The sequence below is a fragment of the Agarivorans sp. DSG3-1 genome (genome assembly GCF_046774965.1).
Taxonomy (GTDB): domain Bacteria; phylum Pseudomonadota; class Gammaproteobacteria; order Enterobacterales; family Celerinatantimonadaceae; genus Agarivorans.
Map to the genome: position 1 here is coordinate 3,311,668 of NZ_CP177241.1, position 17,670 is coordinate 3,329,337.

10 protein-coding genes are annotated in these 17,670 nt (G+C 43.0%); 9 read left to right on the forward strand and 1 reads right to left on the reverse strand.

The window, feature by feature from the left end:
• Nucleotides 1-84: 84 nt before the first annotated feature.
• The 5 genes from ACLD71_RS15385 (at nucleotide 85) to ACLD71_RS15405 (ending at nucleotide 11,420) form a co-directional block, all read left to right on the forward strand.
• Nucleotides 85-5,160: a PAS domain S-box protein gene (locus ACLD71_RS15385; RefSeq protein ID WP_411991249.1), complete on the forward strand. Its 5,076-nt coding sequence runs from the start codon at nucleotides 85-87 to the stop codon at nucleotides 5,158-5,160.
• Between the two features lie 82 nt (nucleotides 5,161-5,242).
• Nucleotides 5,243-6,277: a dihydroorotase gene (pyrC, locus tag ACLD71_RS15390; RefSeq protein WP_411991250.1), complete on the forward strand. Its 1,035-nt coding sequence runs from the start codon at nucleotides 5,243-5,245 to the stop codon at nucleotides 6,275-6,277.
• Between the two features lie 497 nt (nucleotides 6,278-6,774).
• Nucleotides 6,775-7,194 (forward strand): CBS domain-containing protein, encoded by a 420-nt coding sequence (locus ACLD71_RS15395; protein ID WP_137672950.1) that lies wholly within the window; start codon nucleotides 6,775-6,777, stop codon nucleotides 7,192-7,194.
• A gap of 66 nt (nucleotides 7,195-7,260) precedes the next feature.
• Entirely contained in the window at nucleotides 7,261-11,121 is a 3,861-nt protein-coding gene (gene hrpA, locus ACLD71_RS15400; protein ID WP_411991251.1) for an ATP-dependent RNA helicase HrpA, read from the forward strand.
• Nucleotides 11,122-11,123: 2 nt separating this feature from the next.
• Nucleotides 11,124-11,420, forward strand: a complete 297-nt coding sequence (locus ACLD71_RS15405) for a SelT/SelW/SelH family protein (RefSeq protein WP_137672948.1) — start codon at nucleotides 11,124-11,126, stop codon at nucleotides 11,418-11,420.
• Nucleotides 11,421-11,496: 76 nt separating this feature from the next.
• On the opposite strand, the gene sodB is transcribed toward ACLD71_RS15405, so the two are convergent.
• Entirely contained in the window at nucleotides 11,497-12,078 is a 582-nt protein-coding gene (gene sodB / locus ACLD71_RS15410) for a superoxide dismutase [Fe] (protein ID WP_137672947.1), read from the reverse strand.
• Between the two features lie 214 nt (nucleotides 12,079-12,292).
• Here sodB and ACLD71_RS15415 point away from each other — a divergent pair, with 214 nt between their 5' ends.
• From ACLD71_RS15415 to ACLD71_RS15430, 4 genes are all read left to right on the forward strand, one after another.
• Nucleotides 12,293-12,631: a Grx4 family monothiol glutaredoxin gene (locus ACLD71_RS15415; protein ID WP_137672946.1), complete on the forward strand. Its 339-nt coding sequence runs from the start codon at nucleotides 12,293-12,295 to the stop codon at nucleotides 12,629-12,631.
• 161 nt (nucleotides 12,632-12,792) lie between these two features.
• Nucleotides 12,793-14,508, forward strand: coding sequence for a DEAD/DEAH box helicase (locus tag ACLD71_RS15420; protein WP_411991252.1), 1,716 nt, complete (start codon nucleotides 12,793-12,795; stop codon nucleotides 14,506-14,508).
• A 132-nt stretch (nucleotides 14,509-14,640) separates the two neighbouring features.
• On the forward strand, nucleotides 14,641-15,969 hold the full coding sequence (gene dacB / locus ACLD71_RS15425; RefSeq protein ID WP_411991253.1) for a D-alanyl-D-alanine carboxypeptidase/D-alanyl-D-alanine-endopeptidase: 1,329 nt from the start codon (nucleotides 14,641-14,643) through the stop codon (nucleotides 15,967-15,969).
• A 198-nt stretch (nucleotides 15,970-16,167) separates the two neighbouring features.
• A complete protein-coding gene (locus tag ACLD71_RS15430; protein WP_137672944.1) occupies nucleotides 16,168-17,547 on the forward strand; it encodes a sodium-dependent transporter in 1,380 nt (459 codons plus the stop codon).
• Nucleotides 17,548-17,670: the final 123 nt, after the last annotated feature.

Consider the following 17,670-nt stretch of genomic DNA (forward strand, 5'->3'; position numbering starts at 1 on the left):
TGTATTTAGTTTTGATTGGGGATTATAGTTAAGTGATTGACCCTAAAAGATGGGGTGACTAAATGCGAGCGACAAGGAAAGTATATGCAAGTTGAGCAATTGTTATGGGTACTGTTTGCCTTACTCATTTTAATCGTGATGCTTTTGAACAGGTTGCGTAAATCAACCATTGAAAATGTCAGCTTATTACTTAGCTCGCGTAAAAGTATTTTAGTGATTGTTGCCATATGTACGGCAGCTATTGCTTTTATCGCTGCGGTAACCAGTATTGGCCTGCAACAACTAAAACATCATCAGTTCTCCCAGTTAGAAGATGTTATTGAATCAGTGCTTGATACTTCTGATGCTGGCTTGGACGAATGGAAGCAAGGCTGGCAATCTAAAGTTGATGCGATTGCCTTAGATCCCACCTTTAAGCATTTTTCTACAGTGCTAATTGAAGCAGAACATTCAAAAGACAGTTTAATTGATGACCCCGCATTAGAAGGCTTGCGTCAGTCTGTTGAAAATTATCGTGCGATTTTTGATGATTTAGGTTTTTTCATCATTTCTAGAGACCGCATAAATATTGCCTCAATGCGAGATGAAAACCTCGGCGAAATCAACGTTATTACTCGTTACTACCCACATTTGCTGAATCGCGCGTTTAACGGTGAAACGGTGATTATTCCGCCTATTCGCCCTGAGATTAATTTAGACGGCATGTTGCAAGGTAAAGTGCAAAATGTGCATTCCACCATGTTTATTGCCGCACCGATAAAAAATCGAGATGGTAAGGTTGTGGCATTGTTGACGCTGCGCATGGATCCGCAGACCGAGTTCTCGCAACTATTAAAAGGTGCTCGTATTGGTAAAACCGGCGAAACCTATTTGGTTAGCCGTTCAGGTTATATGATTTCACCCAGTAAATTTGAAGATGAGTTGACCGCTTTAGGTTTACTTAATGACAAGCAATCTTCAGTACTTAACATTAAGCTTCAAGTCCCGAATCGTAAAGGCGGTGATCCAGTCTGGACGGAGAGCGGCTATTCAATTATTGCCAAGCAAGACGGCGGCAATTTTATTGGCTACAAAGATTATCGAGGAGTAGCCGTTGTTGGTGCATGGCGCTGGGATCCGGAGCTAGAAATTGGCTTAGTATCCGAGATTGATCATGAAGAAGTGATGCAGGGTTACTTACGTTTTCGTAATATTGTGTTGTTGGTACTGGGTTCGGCCCTCGCATTTTGCATTCTATTGTTTGTTTTGGTGTTTGCCTTAGTTCGCAAAATAAACCTGCGTTTAGAGCGCTCTAAAGCAGAATTAGAGCAAGAAGTAGAAGACCGCACAGCAGAGTTACAGGTACGCGAAAAAACTTTGTGGGATCTCTACGAAAATGCCCCTATTGCTTATGCTTCGTTAAATGAAGACGGTAAGTTTTTAAAACATAATCTTAGTCTTGCTGAGTTAATCGATCAGCAGAGAGATCAATTTAAACATCTACATTGGCACCAATTAGGTGTAGATGATGCGAACCAGCAGTGGGCTAAACAGCTGCTGCAAAGTGCGCTACAAGGAAAAAGCTTTAACGATGAAACATTGAGCATTATTTGCGCTGATGGCCAGCAAAAAAATGTCAGTGTTAATATTGCGCCAGGTGTTGTGGAAAACGACAAAATCGTTGAAGTAAAAGTCTCACTTATTGATATGACCGAGCGCTACCAAGCGCGTTTGGCCTTGGCCGATAATGAAGAAAGGATCCGCACCATTGTGGATACCATTGCCGACGGTATTGTGCTGATAGAGCAATCTGGCATTGTGCGTAGTTTTAGCCCTGCTGCTCAGCAAATATTTGGCTACACCGAGCAAGAAGTTGTAGGTAATAACGTTAAAATGCTCATGCCAAAGTCTATTGCCGACCATCACGATCAAACCTTAGCTGATTATCAACCAAAACCAAACTCGGTCGTTATTGGTAACGAGCGCGCAGTATTTGGTTTACGTAAAAGCGGTGAAGAGTTTCCCATGGAACTGGCAGTTAAAGAGGTGTTCCTAAAAGGAAAACGCCACTTCACCGGTATCATTCGCGATATTACTGAACGTAAAAAAGCGCAGCAAAAATTGGCCGACAGCGAACGTCAATTTAGAACCCTGACCAACAACTTACAATGCGTAATTTATCGGGTAAAACTGGTAGAAGGTGAAGCACCAGAGTGGTTGTATGTTAGCGAGCAAGTGCTTGAGCAAACGGGTTACCCAGTCGAAGACTTTGTAGGGCCTAATGCGCCCCGGCGTTATAAAGATCTTGTTCACCCTGATGATTATCAAGAAAGCATTGACCGTTCGAAAGATCTCAATCAAAAAGGCGGCGCTATTTCTCAAGAGTTTAGAATTATTGATGCTCACGGCCGCGAAAAACACGTGCTGCAAAAAGCTTTTGTTTCCCTAGGTGAAGAGGGGCAAGCTACTTTTTCTGATGGCGCTATCTTCGATATTTCTGAAATTAAACAAGTAGAGGCGCAATTACGCGAAAGTGAAGAGCGATTAGATTCTGCGGCGTCTGGCGCAGGCTTAGGGATGTGGGATTACTATCCGCAAGAAGACCGGATAGAAGTGAATGCTATTTACGAGAGTATGCTTGGCTACGCTGCTGGCGAATTACGTGCGGGTGATGGATTGTGGGCACGTTTAAAAGGGGATACCGAAGCGTGGCTTAAGTTAATTCATCCTACAGATGCAATTCGTAACAATGACAAGCTAGAAGAGCACTTAGCCGGGGAAACGGATTTATTACGTAACGAAATACGTTTGCGCTGTAAAAACGGCCAATACCGCTGGATATTAAGCATTGGCCGCGTGTCCGAGCTCGATGATGAGGGACGACCAATACGAATTAACGGTATTCATGTTGATATTAACGAGATTAAACAACTGGAAGACCAGTTAAATGACGCTCGCGCTCAAGCAGACAGTGCTAACCAAGCTAAGAGTGACTTTTTAGCCAATATGTCGCATGAAATAAGAACACCAATGAACGCGATTATTGGTATGTCTTACTTAGCGTTAGAAACTGAACTAGACAATAAACAGCGAAATTACATTGATAAGGTACACCGCTCGGCAGAGGCTTTGTTAGGCATCATTAACGATATTCTCGACTTCTCCAAAATAGAAGCTGGCAAGCTAGACATCGAAGCGATTGAGTTTCGTTTAGAAGATATTCTGGACAATTTAGCTAATTTAGTAGGCTTACGTGCCGAACAAAAAAACCTAGAGTTACTATTTGATATAGACCCTAACATGCCAACAGCACTGTTAGGAGATCCACTTAGATTGACACAAATACTCGTGAACTTGTGTAACAACGCGGTGAAGTTTACCGAGCAAGGCGTTGTAGTGGTAAAAATAGAGGCTAAAGAAACCACAGACGCTCAAGTACAAATGTATTTCTCGGTAAGTGATACCGGTATAGGTATGACACCTGAGCAGCAAGCCAAGTTATTTAAACCTTTTTCACAAGCCGATAGTTCGACCACACGTAAACATGGCGGTACAGGATTAGGGTTAGCGATTTGTTTAAAACTAACTGAAATAATGGGCGGGAAAATTGCGTTAAGCAGTCAGCTAGGTAAGGGCAGTTGTTTCTATTTCGACTTACCGATGGCGATTCAGAAAAACGCCAAGGCCTTACGCGATACAAACAATTCGCAGCTATCTAACTTAAAAGCTCTGGTGGTTGACGACAATCCAAGTGCCAAAGAAATCAATGTTCAGGTACTACAGGGCTTTGGAATTTCGGTAGAGTCTGCTGCTAGTGGTAAAGAGGCTTTAGTCGTGCTGCAAGAGCCTGATGTACAGCCTTTTGACATGGTGTTTATGGATTGGAAAATGCCAGAAATGGATGGCATTGAAACTGTACGTAAGATTGAAGCGCTAGGTATCGATTTAGATGTAGTGATGATCACTGCATTTGGTCGCGATGAATTAAGTAAAGAAGCCAAAGATATTAAAATAGACGCCATTCTTACCAAGCCAGTGACCCCTTCTCATTTATTCGATACAGTTATTGACGTAAGGCGTATAGAAGTGTTTGAGCAAACTAGACGAGAAGCTCAACAGCATGGAGCAAACCAAGATATAGCTCATTTAGGTGGCGCAAATATACTGGTGGCCGAAGACAATGAAATTAACCAAGAGTTGATTACTGAGCTGCTTAAAACCAATGGTATTTCCTGCGTTGTTTGTGGGGATGGAATGCAAGCGGCCGAGTATCTAAAAACGCATCAAGTAGACGGTGTATTAATGGATTGCCAAATGCCAGTAATGGATGGGTACACCGCCACCAAAGTGATACGTCATCAGTTGGCCTTAAAAGACCTGCCGATCATTGCGCTTACGGCAAATGCATTAGCGGGCGACAGAGAAAAAGCTATAGAAGCGGGCATGAATGATCACATACCCAAACCCATTAATGTAAATAGCTTGTTTAGCGTGATGGCTAAATGGATTACGCCTAGTGCGCCAGCACTTGAGTCTGCAGCTGACCCGGCGATTACCGCTAGTGACAACGGATACCAAGCACTGCCAGTTGTTAAAGGCTTGGATACTGCGGTTGGTCTAGCCAATGCAGCTGAAAACAAAACCCTATATTTGAAATTGATAGCCAAATTTGCCAGTGTTAATAATACGTCTTTGGTTGATTTACAGCAGGCATTTCAGCAACACCAAACAGCCGATGTCCAACGTATTGCACATACCATAAAAGGCGTGGCAGCAACTTTAGGTGCGCAAGTTGTTTCAGATTTAGCCGCAGTGATAGAACTGGCAGCAGAGCAGGGCGAAGTATTAAGTGAACAACTAGACGAACTGGCGAGTCACTTGCAACCACTACAAGCAGCCTTACAACAATTTGAGCTTAGTAGTGAGCGGCAAGCTCAACCTGAATCGGCTGTTCAATCGAATGTTAGCGATGAAGAAATACTCTCTGATTTACAAACTTTGTCACAATTGCTGGATGACTTTGATAGCGAAAGTAATGATTTTCTTGATCAACATGAGGCTATTTTGCAGCGGTTCCCGTCTCAGGCAAAACGCTTGCAGCAGTTGATAGAAGAATATGATTACGAAGCTGCCGAGACCATTGTTAATGAAATGCAGCAATTAGTTGCAAATAATTCATAGGCATAGCCAAGGCTCACAAGACTTGTTTAGTCACTTGGGGTAGACTTCCCGCGAATTGTTAATATCGACTCAGGGGATTGTTGTGACTCAAACACTTACTATTACTAGACCAGACGATTGGCACTTACATTTACGTGACGGAGCAATGCTTAATGTTGCAGCAAATGCGACCGCTAAGCATTTTTCGCGCGCGATTATTATGCCAAACCTTACTCCGCCGGTTACCCAAGTCAGTGATGCTAAAGCTTATTATCAGCGTATTAAACAATCCCTGCCTGAGCAATGTCAGTTTGAACCGTTAATGACTTTATATTTAACCGACGCCACGAGTCCTGAAATGATCGCCGAGGCAGCAGCCAGCGGCATTGTTAAAGCTTGTAAGCTGTACCCAGCAAACGCAACAACAAATTCTGCCCACGGCGTAACCAATGTAAGTGCTTTACGTCCAGTTTTCCAAGCAATGGCTGAGCACGGTTTATTGCTGTTAGTGCATGGCGAAGTAACGCATTCAGATATCGACATTTTTGATAGAGAAGCTGCGTTTATTGACGCACACATGCGCGACTTAGTCGCTTCTTTGCCAGACCTTAAAATAGTGTTTGAGCACATTACTACTGCAGAGGCCGCCGAGTTTGTGATGAGTGCGCCAGATAATGTCGCAGCAACTATTACTCCGCAGCATTTAATGTACAACCGAAATCATTTGTTAGCGGGAGGTTTACGCCCTCACAACTATTGTTTACCCGTATTAAAGCGTCAAACTCACCAACAGGCGTTGCAAAAAGCAGTGGCTACTGGCACTAAGAAGATATTTTTGGGAACTGATTCTGCACCTCACGTGCAAGGAGCCAAAGAAAGTGCTTGTGGTTGTGCGGGTTGTTACAGTGCGCCGGCTGCCATTGAACTATATGCAGAAATTTTTGACCAGCTAGGCATACTGGATAAGTTAGAAGGGTTTGCAAGTTTTAATGGCCCTGACTTTTACGGTTTACCACGTAACAGCGAAACGATTACGTTAAGCAAGCAAGCATGGCAAGTGCCAGAAAGTGTAATGGTTGAAGATGAGACCTTAGTACCGTTTTTTGCTGGTGAAAACCTACAGTGGCAAGTTAAGTAGGCAAAAAAAAGCCCTTTGCTATAGCAGCAAAGGGCTTGCGTAATTGTGTAAAGGTGTACACAGCAATAGGTAACTAAACGCGTGACTGAGTTAGCTACTCAGTCGCGATAAATATTATCCTCAGCGGCTTTAGTTCACCATTCCCCAAATGGGTGAAATTGCTCCTTTAGCTATTTATTTATTGATATTCAATAGCTTGCATAAACTTTTTGCTTGTTAAACAAGCAAAAAAAAGCCCTTTGTTTATAAAAACAAAGGGCCTGCATAATTTGTGTAAAAGGTGTACACAGCAATAGGTAACTAAACGCGATGACTGAGTTAGCGACTCAGTCGATATAAATACTACTCCGCTAAGCTGTCCTCTACTATTACCCAAATGGGTGAAATTGCCTAACATCCCTAAAATAGTGGTTCCCAGCAGAGTTGATTGGCTTGCTGGTGTAATTGTCTCTGGACAACTAAGCTCAAAGTAACAGCACTTATTAGGAGTATTGGTTATGCCAGAGAATCTTAAAGTTCGCGATTACATGCTGACTCGTCCGGTGTGCTTTACCTCTAAGCAGCCGATTGCCGAAGTGGTGCATAGTTTATTGGAACACAAGCAGCTAGGCGCGCCAGTGATTGATGAACAAAAACATGTCATTGGTTGGATATCAGAACAAGACTGTTTAAAGAGTTTGTTAGAGGCCACCTACCATTGCGAAACCGTATCTTTAGTGGAAGACGTGATGCGTAGCGATGTACTTATTGTAGGCCCAGACACTAGCATACTAGAACTTGCTCAAAGCATGCTTCAGCAAAAGCCCAAAATGTACCCAGTTATCGAGCGGGGCAAACTTTTGGGCATTATCACGCGCGAAGAAGTGCTTGGTGGTATCGATAAACATTTGCATAGTTGCTACAAACAAGTGAGTTAGACTTGTTTTCTCAGTGATTATTGTTAGCATTTGCGCCTCGTATGCAACCCTACGAGGCGTTAATTCTTGCAGTCGGCTTTTTCAAATCTAAAACAACAAATTTCTCTCGCGCTAGCCAAAGACCGTTATCGTCTGCAGCGGCAGCTTGCTCAGCTAAAATCAGAAGATCAGGCCAAGCAAAGTGCCGCTTTTGAAAAATTCAGTTCAAGCTTAGCTAAATCTCTAGATTTAGCTAAGCGCCGTCGTAGTGCTATTCCACGTATTGAATACCCACCACAGCTGCCGGTTGCTGAACAAAAGCAAACTATTTATGAGGCGATTCGCGACAATCAAGTGGTGATCATTGCCGGTGAAACAGGCTCCGGTAAAACCACTCAAATTCCTAAGATTTGTTTAGAGCTTGGCTTGGGTAGTCGAGGTTACATTGGCCATACTCAACCTCGTCGATTAGCCGCCAGAACAGTCGCTGCGCGAATAGCCGAAGAAATAGATACACCGATTGGTGAATTAGTGGGTTATAAAATCCGCTTCAACGACAAAATTAAAAACGATAGCTTAATCAAATTAATGACCGACGGTATGCTACTGGCAGAAATGCAGCAAGATCGGTTTTTATCGCAGTACGAAGTACTGATTATTGATGAAGCACACGAACGAAGCTTAAACATTGATTTCATTTTGGGCGTATTAAGGCAATTGCTGCTTAGACGTCCAGATTTAAAAGTAATTATTACTTCGGCGACGATCGACCCGCAGCGTTTCTCCAAGCATTTTAACAATGCTCCAGTGATTGAAGTATCTGGGCGAACTTACCCCGTAGAAACTCGTTATCGCCCGTTGAATGAAGGCGAACAGACTAAAGATGTATTAGAAGGATTAGCGGAAGCGGTTGAAGAACTATATCGCGAGAAGCCGGGTGATATTCTTATCTTTATGAATGGTGAACGAGAAATTCGCGATGCAACTGATTATCTGCAAAAACGAAATTTCCGTGATACCGAAGTACTGCCGCTTTATTCCCGTTTGTCTAATGCAGAGCAAAACAAAATTTTCTCTTCGCATCGGGGAAGGCGCATTGTATTAGCGACCAACGTTGCTGAAACCAGTTTAACGGTTCCGGGTATTCGTTATGTGATTGACCCTGGTACTGCTCGTATTAGCCGCTATAGTTATCGTTCTAAAGTACAGCGATTACCTATCGAAGCCATCTCTCAAGCCAGTGCCAATCAGCGTAAAGGCCGTTGTGGGCGGGTTGCCGAAGGTATTTGTATTCGTTTATATAGCGAAGAAGACTTTGAAGGCCGCGCAGAATTTACTGATCCAGAGATTCTGCGGACCAATTTAGCCTCGGTTATTTTGCAAATGCTTGGTCTAAAATTGGGTAAATTGGAAGATTTCCCATTTATTGATATGCCCGATCAGCGCAATATTAAAGATGGTTTAAATTTACTTGAAGAAATTGGCGCGTTAAAAGATGGCTTAAGTAAACCGAGCTTGAGCCCGCTTGGGCGCGAAGTGATTAAGTTTCCCATTGATCCTCGTTTAGCGCGAATGATGGTGGCAGCTAAGCAGTTTGGCTGTGTTCAGGAAATGATGGTGATTTGTGCTGCGCTATCCATTCAAGACCCAAGAGAACGGCCCAACGATCGCAAACAAGCGGCGGACCAAAAACATTCTCGTTTTGTAGATAAAGATTCAGACTTTTCTAGTTACCTATTGTTGTGGCGCTATCTACAAGAACAGCAAAAAGCCTTGTCGGGTAATCAATTTCGCAAACAATGTAAGCAAGAGTTTCTAGCCTATATGCGAATTCGCGAATGGCAAGACTTAGTCTTTCAACTGTCCACGGTAGTTAAAGAGCTCGATTATTCAGTTAATCAAGAAGAAGCTAATTACGACGCGATTCACCAAGCCATCACCGCGGGTTTGTTAAGCCATTTAGGCTTTAAAGATAAAGACCGTGAATTTTTAGGTGCACGTAATGCTCGTTTTGTGGTGTTCCCTGGTTCTAGCCAAGCTAAAAAGCCACCTAAATGGGTAGTGGCGGCTGAACTAGTGGAAACCTCTCGCTTGTTTGCTCGGGGTGTCGCTAAGATTCAACCCGCTTGGTTAGAAGAACAAGCTAAGCACCTGATAAAAAAATCATACAGCGAGCCACATTGGTCAACTAAACAACAGGCTGTAATGGCTTACGAAAGTGTTCGTTTATACGGCGTAAGCTTGGTGAACAAACGTTTGGTTAACTACGGGCGTATCGACCCGGTGGTTGCGCGTGAAGTGTTTATTCGTTCAGCATTGGTAGAAGCCCAATGGCCTGCTAAGCATGATTTCTTTAAACAGAACCAGCAATTGCTTGATGACGCTGAAGCGCTAGAGCAAAAGCAGCGTCGTCGTGATGTGCGAGTTGATGATCAAGTGCTATTCGATTTCTATGCTGAGCGAATTCCCGAAGACGTAGTATCGGCTAGCCATTTTAATCGCTGGTGGAAAAAAGCCAGCGCGCAGCAAGCTGACTTACTGAGTTTTTCTAAGCAAATGCTCTATCAGCATGATGCTAGCCATGTAACAGAACAACAATATCCAGAGCAATGGCAGTTTGAACAAGTATCGGTGGCCTTGAGTTATGTATTTGAGCCGGCCGAGATCGATGATGGTGTTAGTGCGCATATTCCTTTGGCACTATTAAACCAATTAGACTTCTCGCGTTTTGATTGGCAAATCCCTGCGTTTAGGGAAGAGCTGATTAGCGGTTTAATTAAATCTCTGCCAAAGCCGATTCGACGCAATTTTGTGCCGGTGCCTAACTACGTAAAAGCGTTTTTGCAAGCAGTGCCAAATGCAGAAGGGCAGCTGTTTGAAGTATTAACTAAGCAACTGCTTAGAATGACAGGAATGAAGATCCCCGAAGATGCTTGGAATATGGATTCGGTGGCCGATCACCTAAAAGTTAACTTTAAGGTGATTGATGATAAAGGCAAAGTAGTGGCGCAAGGACGAAGCTATCAAGCTCTGCAAAATAAGTTACAAGATCAAGTTGAACAAAGTATTGCTGAAATTGCCCCTAGTTCTTTTGCTGAGCAAGCTAAGGTAACAGAATGGAGTTTTGGTGAGCTGCCTTCAATGATTGAAGAGCAGCGTCAGGGCTATCAAATCACTGCGTTTCCCGCGCTAGTGGATCAAGGTAAAACCGTTGCGTTGAAGTTATTTGATAAACAAGAGGAAGCCAGCTGGAGCCAAACACGCGGTTTAAGTAAGTTATTGCAGCTTAATATTCCTTCGCCATTGAGTTATTTACAACAGCATTTGCCAAATAAAGCCAAACTGGGTTTGTATTTTAATCCTTTCGGCCGAGTGGATGTATTGCTTGATGATTGTTGTTTGGCTGTAATAGATAAATACTCCCAGCTGCATCAAGTCGATAACCCTGAAGACTTCACATCCTTGTGTGACACTGTGCGTGCAGAATTAGCCACTGAAACCTTAGAAGCAGTGGTACAGGTAGAGCAAATATTAAGTTTGCACTACCAAATTAACAAGCAGCTAAAAGGCAAAGTAGGCTTTGACCGTGTATTGGCACATGCCGATATAAAAGCACAATTGGCGGCATTGGTGCATAAAGGTTTTGTTCGAGAGGTTGGCTTACAGCGTTTAGCCGATGTGCAACGTTATCTTAAAGCCATAGAGCGCCGTTTGGAAAAGCTAGCGATTGATTCTCATAAAGATCGCTTAGCAATGCAGCAAATTGATACCGCTATCGAAAGAGAGAAAGAACTGGCGTTGCCGATATACAGTAAAGAGGGTGAAGAACTGCGTTGGATGATAGAAGAGTTACGCGTATCTTTATTTGCTCAGCAGTTAGGGACTAAATATCCGGTTTCTTTAAAGCGGGTGCTTAACCACATTACTGATTTACAGAAAAGGAAATAAGCATGTCGGTAGAGCAAGATGTCGCCTTACCTAAAGTAGCAATATATTACTGCAGTTTATGCGGCTGGTTATTAAGAGCTTCGTGGTTAAGCCAAGAGTTGCTGACTACTTTTTCTCAAGAGCTCGGCGAAGTTGCGCTGCGTCCGGCCAGCAAAGGGCGCTTTCAAATATATGTTAACGACCAATTGATTTGGTGTCGTGTTGCAGATGAAGGCTTTCCTGAAGCTAAGATCCTTAAGCAGCGAGTAAGAGATGTGATTGCTCCAGATATGAGCTTGGGTCATAGCGATCGCAAATAAGCGGCAGGTAAAAGTTAGATAACAAAAAGGGCGCTACTAATAGCGCCCTTTTTTATTGCCTTGCTAGGTATTTAGCTTATGCGAAGTTTGCAGCAGCAAATTCCCAGTTAGCTAAAGCCCAAAAAGCGTTTAAGTAATCAGGGCGAACGTTACGGTAATCAATGTAGTATGCGTGTTCCCACAAATCACAGGTGAATAGTGGTGTAACGCCTTCATCAGTTAACGGTGTAGCAGCGTTGCTAGTATTTACGATGGCTAAACTACCGTCAGCATTTTTAACTAACCAAGTCCAGCTAGAACCAAAGTTGTTAATTGCACTATCAGTAAATTTTGCTTTGAACTCATCGAAAGAACCGAAGCTTGCGTCAATTGCTGCTGCCAAAGCACCAGTAGGCTGACCGCCAGCGTTTGGCGCTAAACAGTTCCAGTAGAAGGTGTGGTTCCATATTTGAGCAGCGTTATTGAATACACCACCGGTAGAAGTTTTAATAATCTCTTCTAGGCTTTTTTCAGCTAAATCGGTGCCTTCAACTAAGCCGTTTAACTTTACTACGTATGTGTTGTGGTGCTTGCCGTAGTGGAAAGACAAAGTCTCTGCTGAGATGTGTGGCTCAAGCGCGTCTTGTGCGTACGGTAAAGCAGGTAATGTAAATGCCATTGTTTTTTCTCTCCTTGTTATAATTGGCTGAATCAGCGCAATCTTTTATATAGTAAAAACTTTACAAACGAGTTTAGCACTAGTGCTTTATGTGGCAAAGCAAAAACACTAAAAAAAATTGATCTAGCGCAAAGTGGTGAAATCGGCGACTATTTTTGCTAGGGTACGCCCAACACCTAGAATAGACTTAGTGTAAAAATTAGAGAAGTTTAAAATGGAAACGATTGACAAAATCAAACAGCAAATTGCTGAAAACCCAATTCTACTTTACATGAAAGGTTCGCCTAAGTTCCCAAGCTGTGGTTTTTCTGCGCAAACTGTAGAAGCCGTTATGCAATGTGGTGAACGTTTCGCGTATGTAGATATTCTACAAAATCCAGACATTCGTGCAGAGCTACCAAATTACGCTGATTGGCCAACCTTCCCACAACTTTGGGTTGAAGGTGAGCTAGTGGGCGGTTGTGACATCATCATGGAAATGTTCCGCACTGGTGAGCTACAACCTCTTATCAAGGAAACTGCTGAAAAGTACCCAGCAGCGGAAGAAGAATAGAAAGATAGCCTATACTAAAAGCTACTAACCGCTCACTAGAGCGGTTTTTTATTGTCGCCTATCAAGACGGCTAATGTTTTTCCATAAAAATGTAAAATCAATGAGACTTTTTGTGATCAAAAGCGTATAGTGCGCATCCTTTAAATAATTGTGGGCCAAATATGACCGAATCCAGCAGTTCAAGTTTTGAGCAATTCGCTCTACCTGAAACCATTTTAAAAGCTATTTCCGAGATTGGATTCGAGACGCCGTCTCCTATTCAGGAAAAAACCATTCCATTGCTGCTGGAAGGACATGATGTACTTGGCTTAGCACAAACAGGTACCGGTAAAACCGCTGCTTTCTCTTTGCCGTTAATTGCAAAGTTAGACCCTAAGCTAAACGCGCCACAAATGTTGGTTCTTGCTCCTACGCGTGAACTAGCTAACCAAGTAGCCGATGCCATTAAAGACTTTAGTCGTCATATTCCTGGTTTACGCGTGCTGCCTATTTATGGTGGTGCAGATTACGGACAACAAATTAAGGAGCTACGTCGTGGCCCACAAATTGTTGTTGGTACGCCTGGACGTACTATCGATCACCTAGATCGTGGCAAGCTTAAGCTTGACCAACTAAAAGCCCTAGTATTAGACGAAGCAGATGAAATGCTACGTATGGGCTTTATTGATGATGTTGAACGCATTATGCGCGACATGCCTAAAGAGCGACAAACAGCGTTGTTCTCGGCAACGATGCCGCCGGCAATCAAAAACATCACTAAAAATTACATGTCTGAGCCAAAAGAAGTAAAAATTGCGGCTAAGACTCAAACTGTTTCAAATATTGAGCAGTTCTATTGGCACGTTGCTGGTTTAAACAAAATAGAAGCGTTGGCCCGTATTCTAGAAGTTAACAGCGACAGCGCTTCAATTATTTTTGCCCGCACAAAAACCTCAACAACTGATATTGCTGAGCGTTTGGAAGCGAAAGGTTTCAGTGTTGCTGCACTAAACGGCGACATGAACCAAAGCATGCGTGAGCGCACGATTACTCGTTTGAAATCTGGCAAGCTAGACATCGTAGTAGCAACTGATGTTGCAGCGCGTGGTTTAGATGTAGAACGCATTGGCTTAGTGGTTAACTTTGACATTCCATATGACGCTGAAGCTTACGTTCACCGTATTGGCCGTACTGGTCGTGCTGGACGTAGCGGTAAAGCAGTAATGTTTGTTGGTTACCGTGAGCAGCGTTTGTTGCGCAACATTGAACGCGTAACACGTCAAAAAATTGAGCAAATGCAGCTACCTACTCGTGAAGAGATTGAGAAGAAACGTGTTTCTAGCTTCCAAGAAAAGCTGGCTGCAGCAGTAGAAAATGCACAATTAGAAGATTACCAAACGATTGCTTCTGAACTTGCGACCAACCTTGGCATGAGCGAACTTGAACTCGCTACCGCTTTGTTGTTCCAAGCGCAAACAGCACGTCCGTTTAAGCTGCCTACCGACCCAGAACCTCGTTCTTCACGCTTCAGCAATGAACGCGGACAACGTGGCGAACGTGGTGAGCGTAATCATCGCGGTCAACGTGGTGGAGAGCGCGGTGAGCGCCCAAGTCGTAACGAAGCCGGCGCAGCTAAACGTAAACGTCGCACTGCAGATGTTGAAATGAACACTTACCGCGTAGATGCTGGTAAAGAACATGGTGTTCAAACTAAGCACATTGTAGGTGCCATTGCCAACGAAGCGAATATCAGTAGCGATTACATTGGTAGCGTAAAATTGTTTGATAGCTACTCAACGGTAGAGCTACCAAGCGGTATGCCGGAGAAAACATTCAATCATCTAAAACGTAGTTTTGTTCGCCAACGTGCGATGCGTTTAGAGTTGATAGCTCAATAGGCAGTTAAAATAACAAGCAAAAGGTGAACTTCGGTTCACCTTTTTTATATACTCTCGGTACTGATTTTATGAATGCCGATTAACATGCCCCTGTTTATTAAAATTTCCCTTCTCTGGTTTTGTTTTTTCTCAGTGGCTAGTCAAGCTGAACTAGTTTCGCCTCCTGGAACCATTGTTAGCTTTGTTGGACCTAATGGTTCTCAAAACAGTCAATTGTTGCTTACCCCGGCTAGTACCTTAAAGGTGATTACCGCCACTGCTGCCATTAAACAACTTGGTGCAGATTATCGCTTTAATACTCAAGTGAGTGTGAAACCTAGTCCCAAAGGTTCGCATCTTCGCTTACATATGCGTGGAGACCCCAGTTTTAGCTCTCAAGATCTTAAATCTCTATTAGCTCAAGTCACTAAAAGTTTTGGAAAAGAAGTGGCTTCAATAACTATAGATGAGGGGGTTTTTAGTGGTCATACCCGTAGCCAAGGCCAAGTTTGGAATGATATAGGCATTTGTTTTGCCTCACCTGTGAGTGCGCTGAACATCGATAGCAATTGTGTCAATGGCAACTTAAAGCCAGGAGAATTAGGCCAGTTAAGCAAACTTCATGTGAGTGATACTCAGTTATTGAGCATTGATAACCAGATAACCACGGTGAGTAGAGAGCATCAAGATTGTGAACAAAGCTTGATAGTGGGGGATAACAACCAGTATCAACTCAAAGGTTGTATTGACCAGAACGCTAGGATGATGCCGTTACGTTTTTCAATTAATGATGAACAGCAATATTTCACACTTAAGTTACGTAGAGTATTACGCCAACTTGGGGTGACTTACCAAGGTAAAATACGTTATCGCACCCAGTTATCTGAATATAATTCAACATTCAGTCACCGCTCGGTTCCGCTCATCGATTTAGTAGAATTCATGCTGGTGGAATCGGACAACCTCACTGCCGATAGTTTGTTTAAGACGATTGCCGTGGAGCAACAACGGGCGGGCAGTTATCAAGCCGCTAGCGAGTTGGTTAAGCAACAATTAACCGAGCTAGGTCTAGATCTTAGCTATACGGCTTTAAGAGATGGCTCAGGTTTATCTCGAGAAAACTTGGTCAGCGCCGAGTTGCTCTACAATCTGCTTGAGCTTTGGTTAAAAGATCCTGATTTAACCCCGCTTATTGATAAGTTGCCGGTAGCTGGGGTAAGTGGCACTTTAAAGTATCGACGCAGTGTAACGCGCCCACCGTTGAAAGCACATATTCATGCTAAAAGTGGCTATGTAAACGGCGTAATAAACCTAGTGGGTTTTATTGAAAAACAGGGACAAATGACGCCCTTTGTATTTATGACAAATGGGGTATCGTTAAATGAACAACAAACTAAGGCCCTAAGGCAACGACAAATAATTCATCCAGTACTAGGCTATGAAAGGGACTGGCTTAAACAACAGTTAGCTGCAATAAAATAGCAATTTATGCATTGTTGAAGAATTATTATTCGGCATATTAAACTGACTATTGAGTGTTATATAGATTACTTGCAATGACGGATCGCATAAATTCAGCATAAAGATTCATTTTTTCTGTAATTCTCATTCTGTTTATGCTTAGATCGGCGGCCTAAAACACGGACGCAATTAGCAAACACAATATAAAAAGAGAAAATCATGAGTAATAACACTTCAGTGAGTAATCGCTGGTCGAGTAACTTTGCTTACATTTTAGCGGCTACCGGTGCTGCTGTAGGTTTAGGTAATATTTGGAAATTCCCTTACATTATGGGCGAAAATGGCGGTGGTGCCTTCGTTCTAGTGTATCTATTATGTATTCTTTTCATTGGTATTCCGGTGATGATGGCCGAGGTTTATTTAGGTAAACAAGGCCGTTCGACACCGGCGAACGCTGTCGCAAAAGTCGCCTTAGAAAATGGTCGCTCTAAAAACTGGGCCTTCATTGGCGGCATGGGCGTACTTGCAGGTTTCTTAGTGTTGAGCTTTTACATCGTTATTGCCGGTTGGGCGGTTGCGTATGTATTCAAATCTGCTGGTGGTGACATTTCTGCTGCAGCAGGCGATGCGAAACAAATTGGCGCGCTATTTGGCGACTTAACCTCTGATCCAAAGCAACTTATTCTTTGGGCTACGTTGGTAATAGTTGGCACTGTAGTTGTTTTGGCTAAGGGTGTTACTAAAGGCCTAGAACGTATCGTTACCTTGTTAATGCCTGCGCTATTTGTATTGCTTACCATTATCATGATCTATGCAGCTATAACCGGTGATTTTGCCGCCGCAGTTAGCTTCATGTTTAGTCCTGATTTTTCTAAACTGACCATAAATGGCGTGCTTATGGCTCTTGGCCATGCCTTCTTCACGCTAAGTTTGTCTTCGGGCATTATGATGGTTTATGGCGCTTACCTGCCTGAAGGTGCGTCTATTGCTAAAACCTCTATCTACATTGCTATCGCCGATACCGTTGTTGCACTAATGGCTGGTTTAGCCATTTACCCAATTGTATTTGCCAATGGCATTGAGCCAAGTGCGGGCCCAGGTTTACTGTTTGTATCGTTACCTATTGCCTTTGGTACTATGCCGCTAGGTGGAGTGGTATCAACAATATTTTTTGTAATGGTTACGGTAGCGGCATTTACGTCGGCATTAGCATTGCTTGAGTCTACTTCAGCATACCTTGTTGAGCGTAAAGGTTTCCGCCGTAATATTGCTGCTATTGTATCTGGTGGCGCGGTTTGGTTATTAAGCCTAGGTACGATTGGTTCATTTGCAGGTTGGGAGATATTCCAATTTGAAGAAAGCCCAATGGGTAAAAACTTCTTTGAAGTTTTAGATTACATTACCGCGAACATACTTCTACCACTTGGTGGCTTATTCATTGCCGTATTTGTCGGTTGGATTGTTCAAGCTGACAACGTTAAGAAAGGAATGGGTTTAGAAAGCCAAGCTTTTCAAATGTTCTCTAAAAGCGTGCGCTTCATATCGCCTATCGCTATTGCAGTAGTATTTTTGAATGCGGTGGGTTTACTGTCGTTCTAAGTTTATTGCTATTAAAAAGTCGGCTTAGGCCGACTTTTTTGTTTTTAGCCTTAAGCTGAAAAGGTTAGCTGCACTAACTAATATCTTTTACAATAACTTCATCTTAATTCGTGTATTTTCGAC

Bases quoted from the DNA above. Each gene is read 5' to 3' on its own strand.
- ACLD71_RS15385 (WP_411991249.1), top strand. From the start codon at position 85: ATGCAAGTTGAGCAATTGTTATGGGTACTGTTTGCCTTACTCATTTTA.
- ACLD71_RS15395 (WP_137672950.1), top strand. From the start codon at position 6,775: ATGCCAGAGAATCTTAAAGTTCGCGATTACATGCTGACTCGTCCGGTG.
- ACLD71_RS15405 (WP_137672948.1), top strand. From the start codon at position 11,124: ATGTCGGTAGAGCAAGATGTCGCCTTACCTAAAGTAGCAATATATTAC.
- sodB (WP_137672947.1), bottom strand. From the start codon at position 12,078: ATGGCATTTACATTACCTGCTTTACCGTACGCACAAGACGCGCTTGAG.
- ACLD71_RS15415 (WP_137672946.1), top strand. From the start codon at position 12,293: ATGGAAACGATTGACAAAATCAAACAGCAAATTGCTGAAAACCCAATT.
- ACLD71_RS15420 (WP_411991252.1), top strand. From the start codon at position 12,793: ATGACCGAATCCAGCAGTTCAAGTTTTGAGCAATTCGCTCTACCTGAA.
- ACLD71_RS15430 (WP_137672944.1), top strand. From the start codon at position 16,168: ATGAGTAATAACACTTCAGTGAGTAATCGCTGGTCGAGTAACTTTGCT.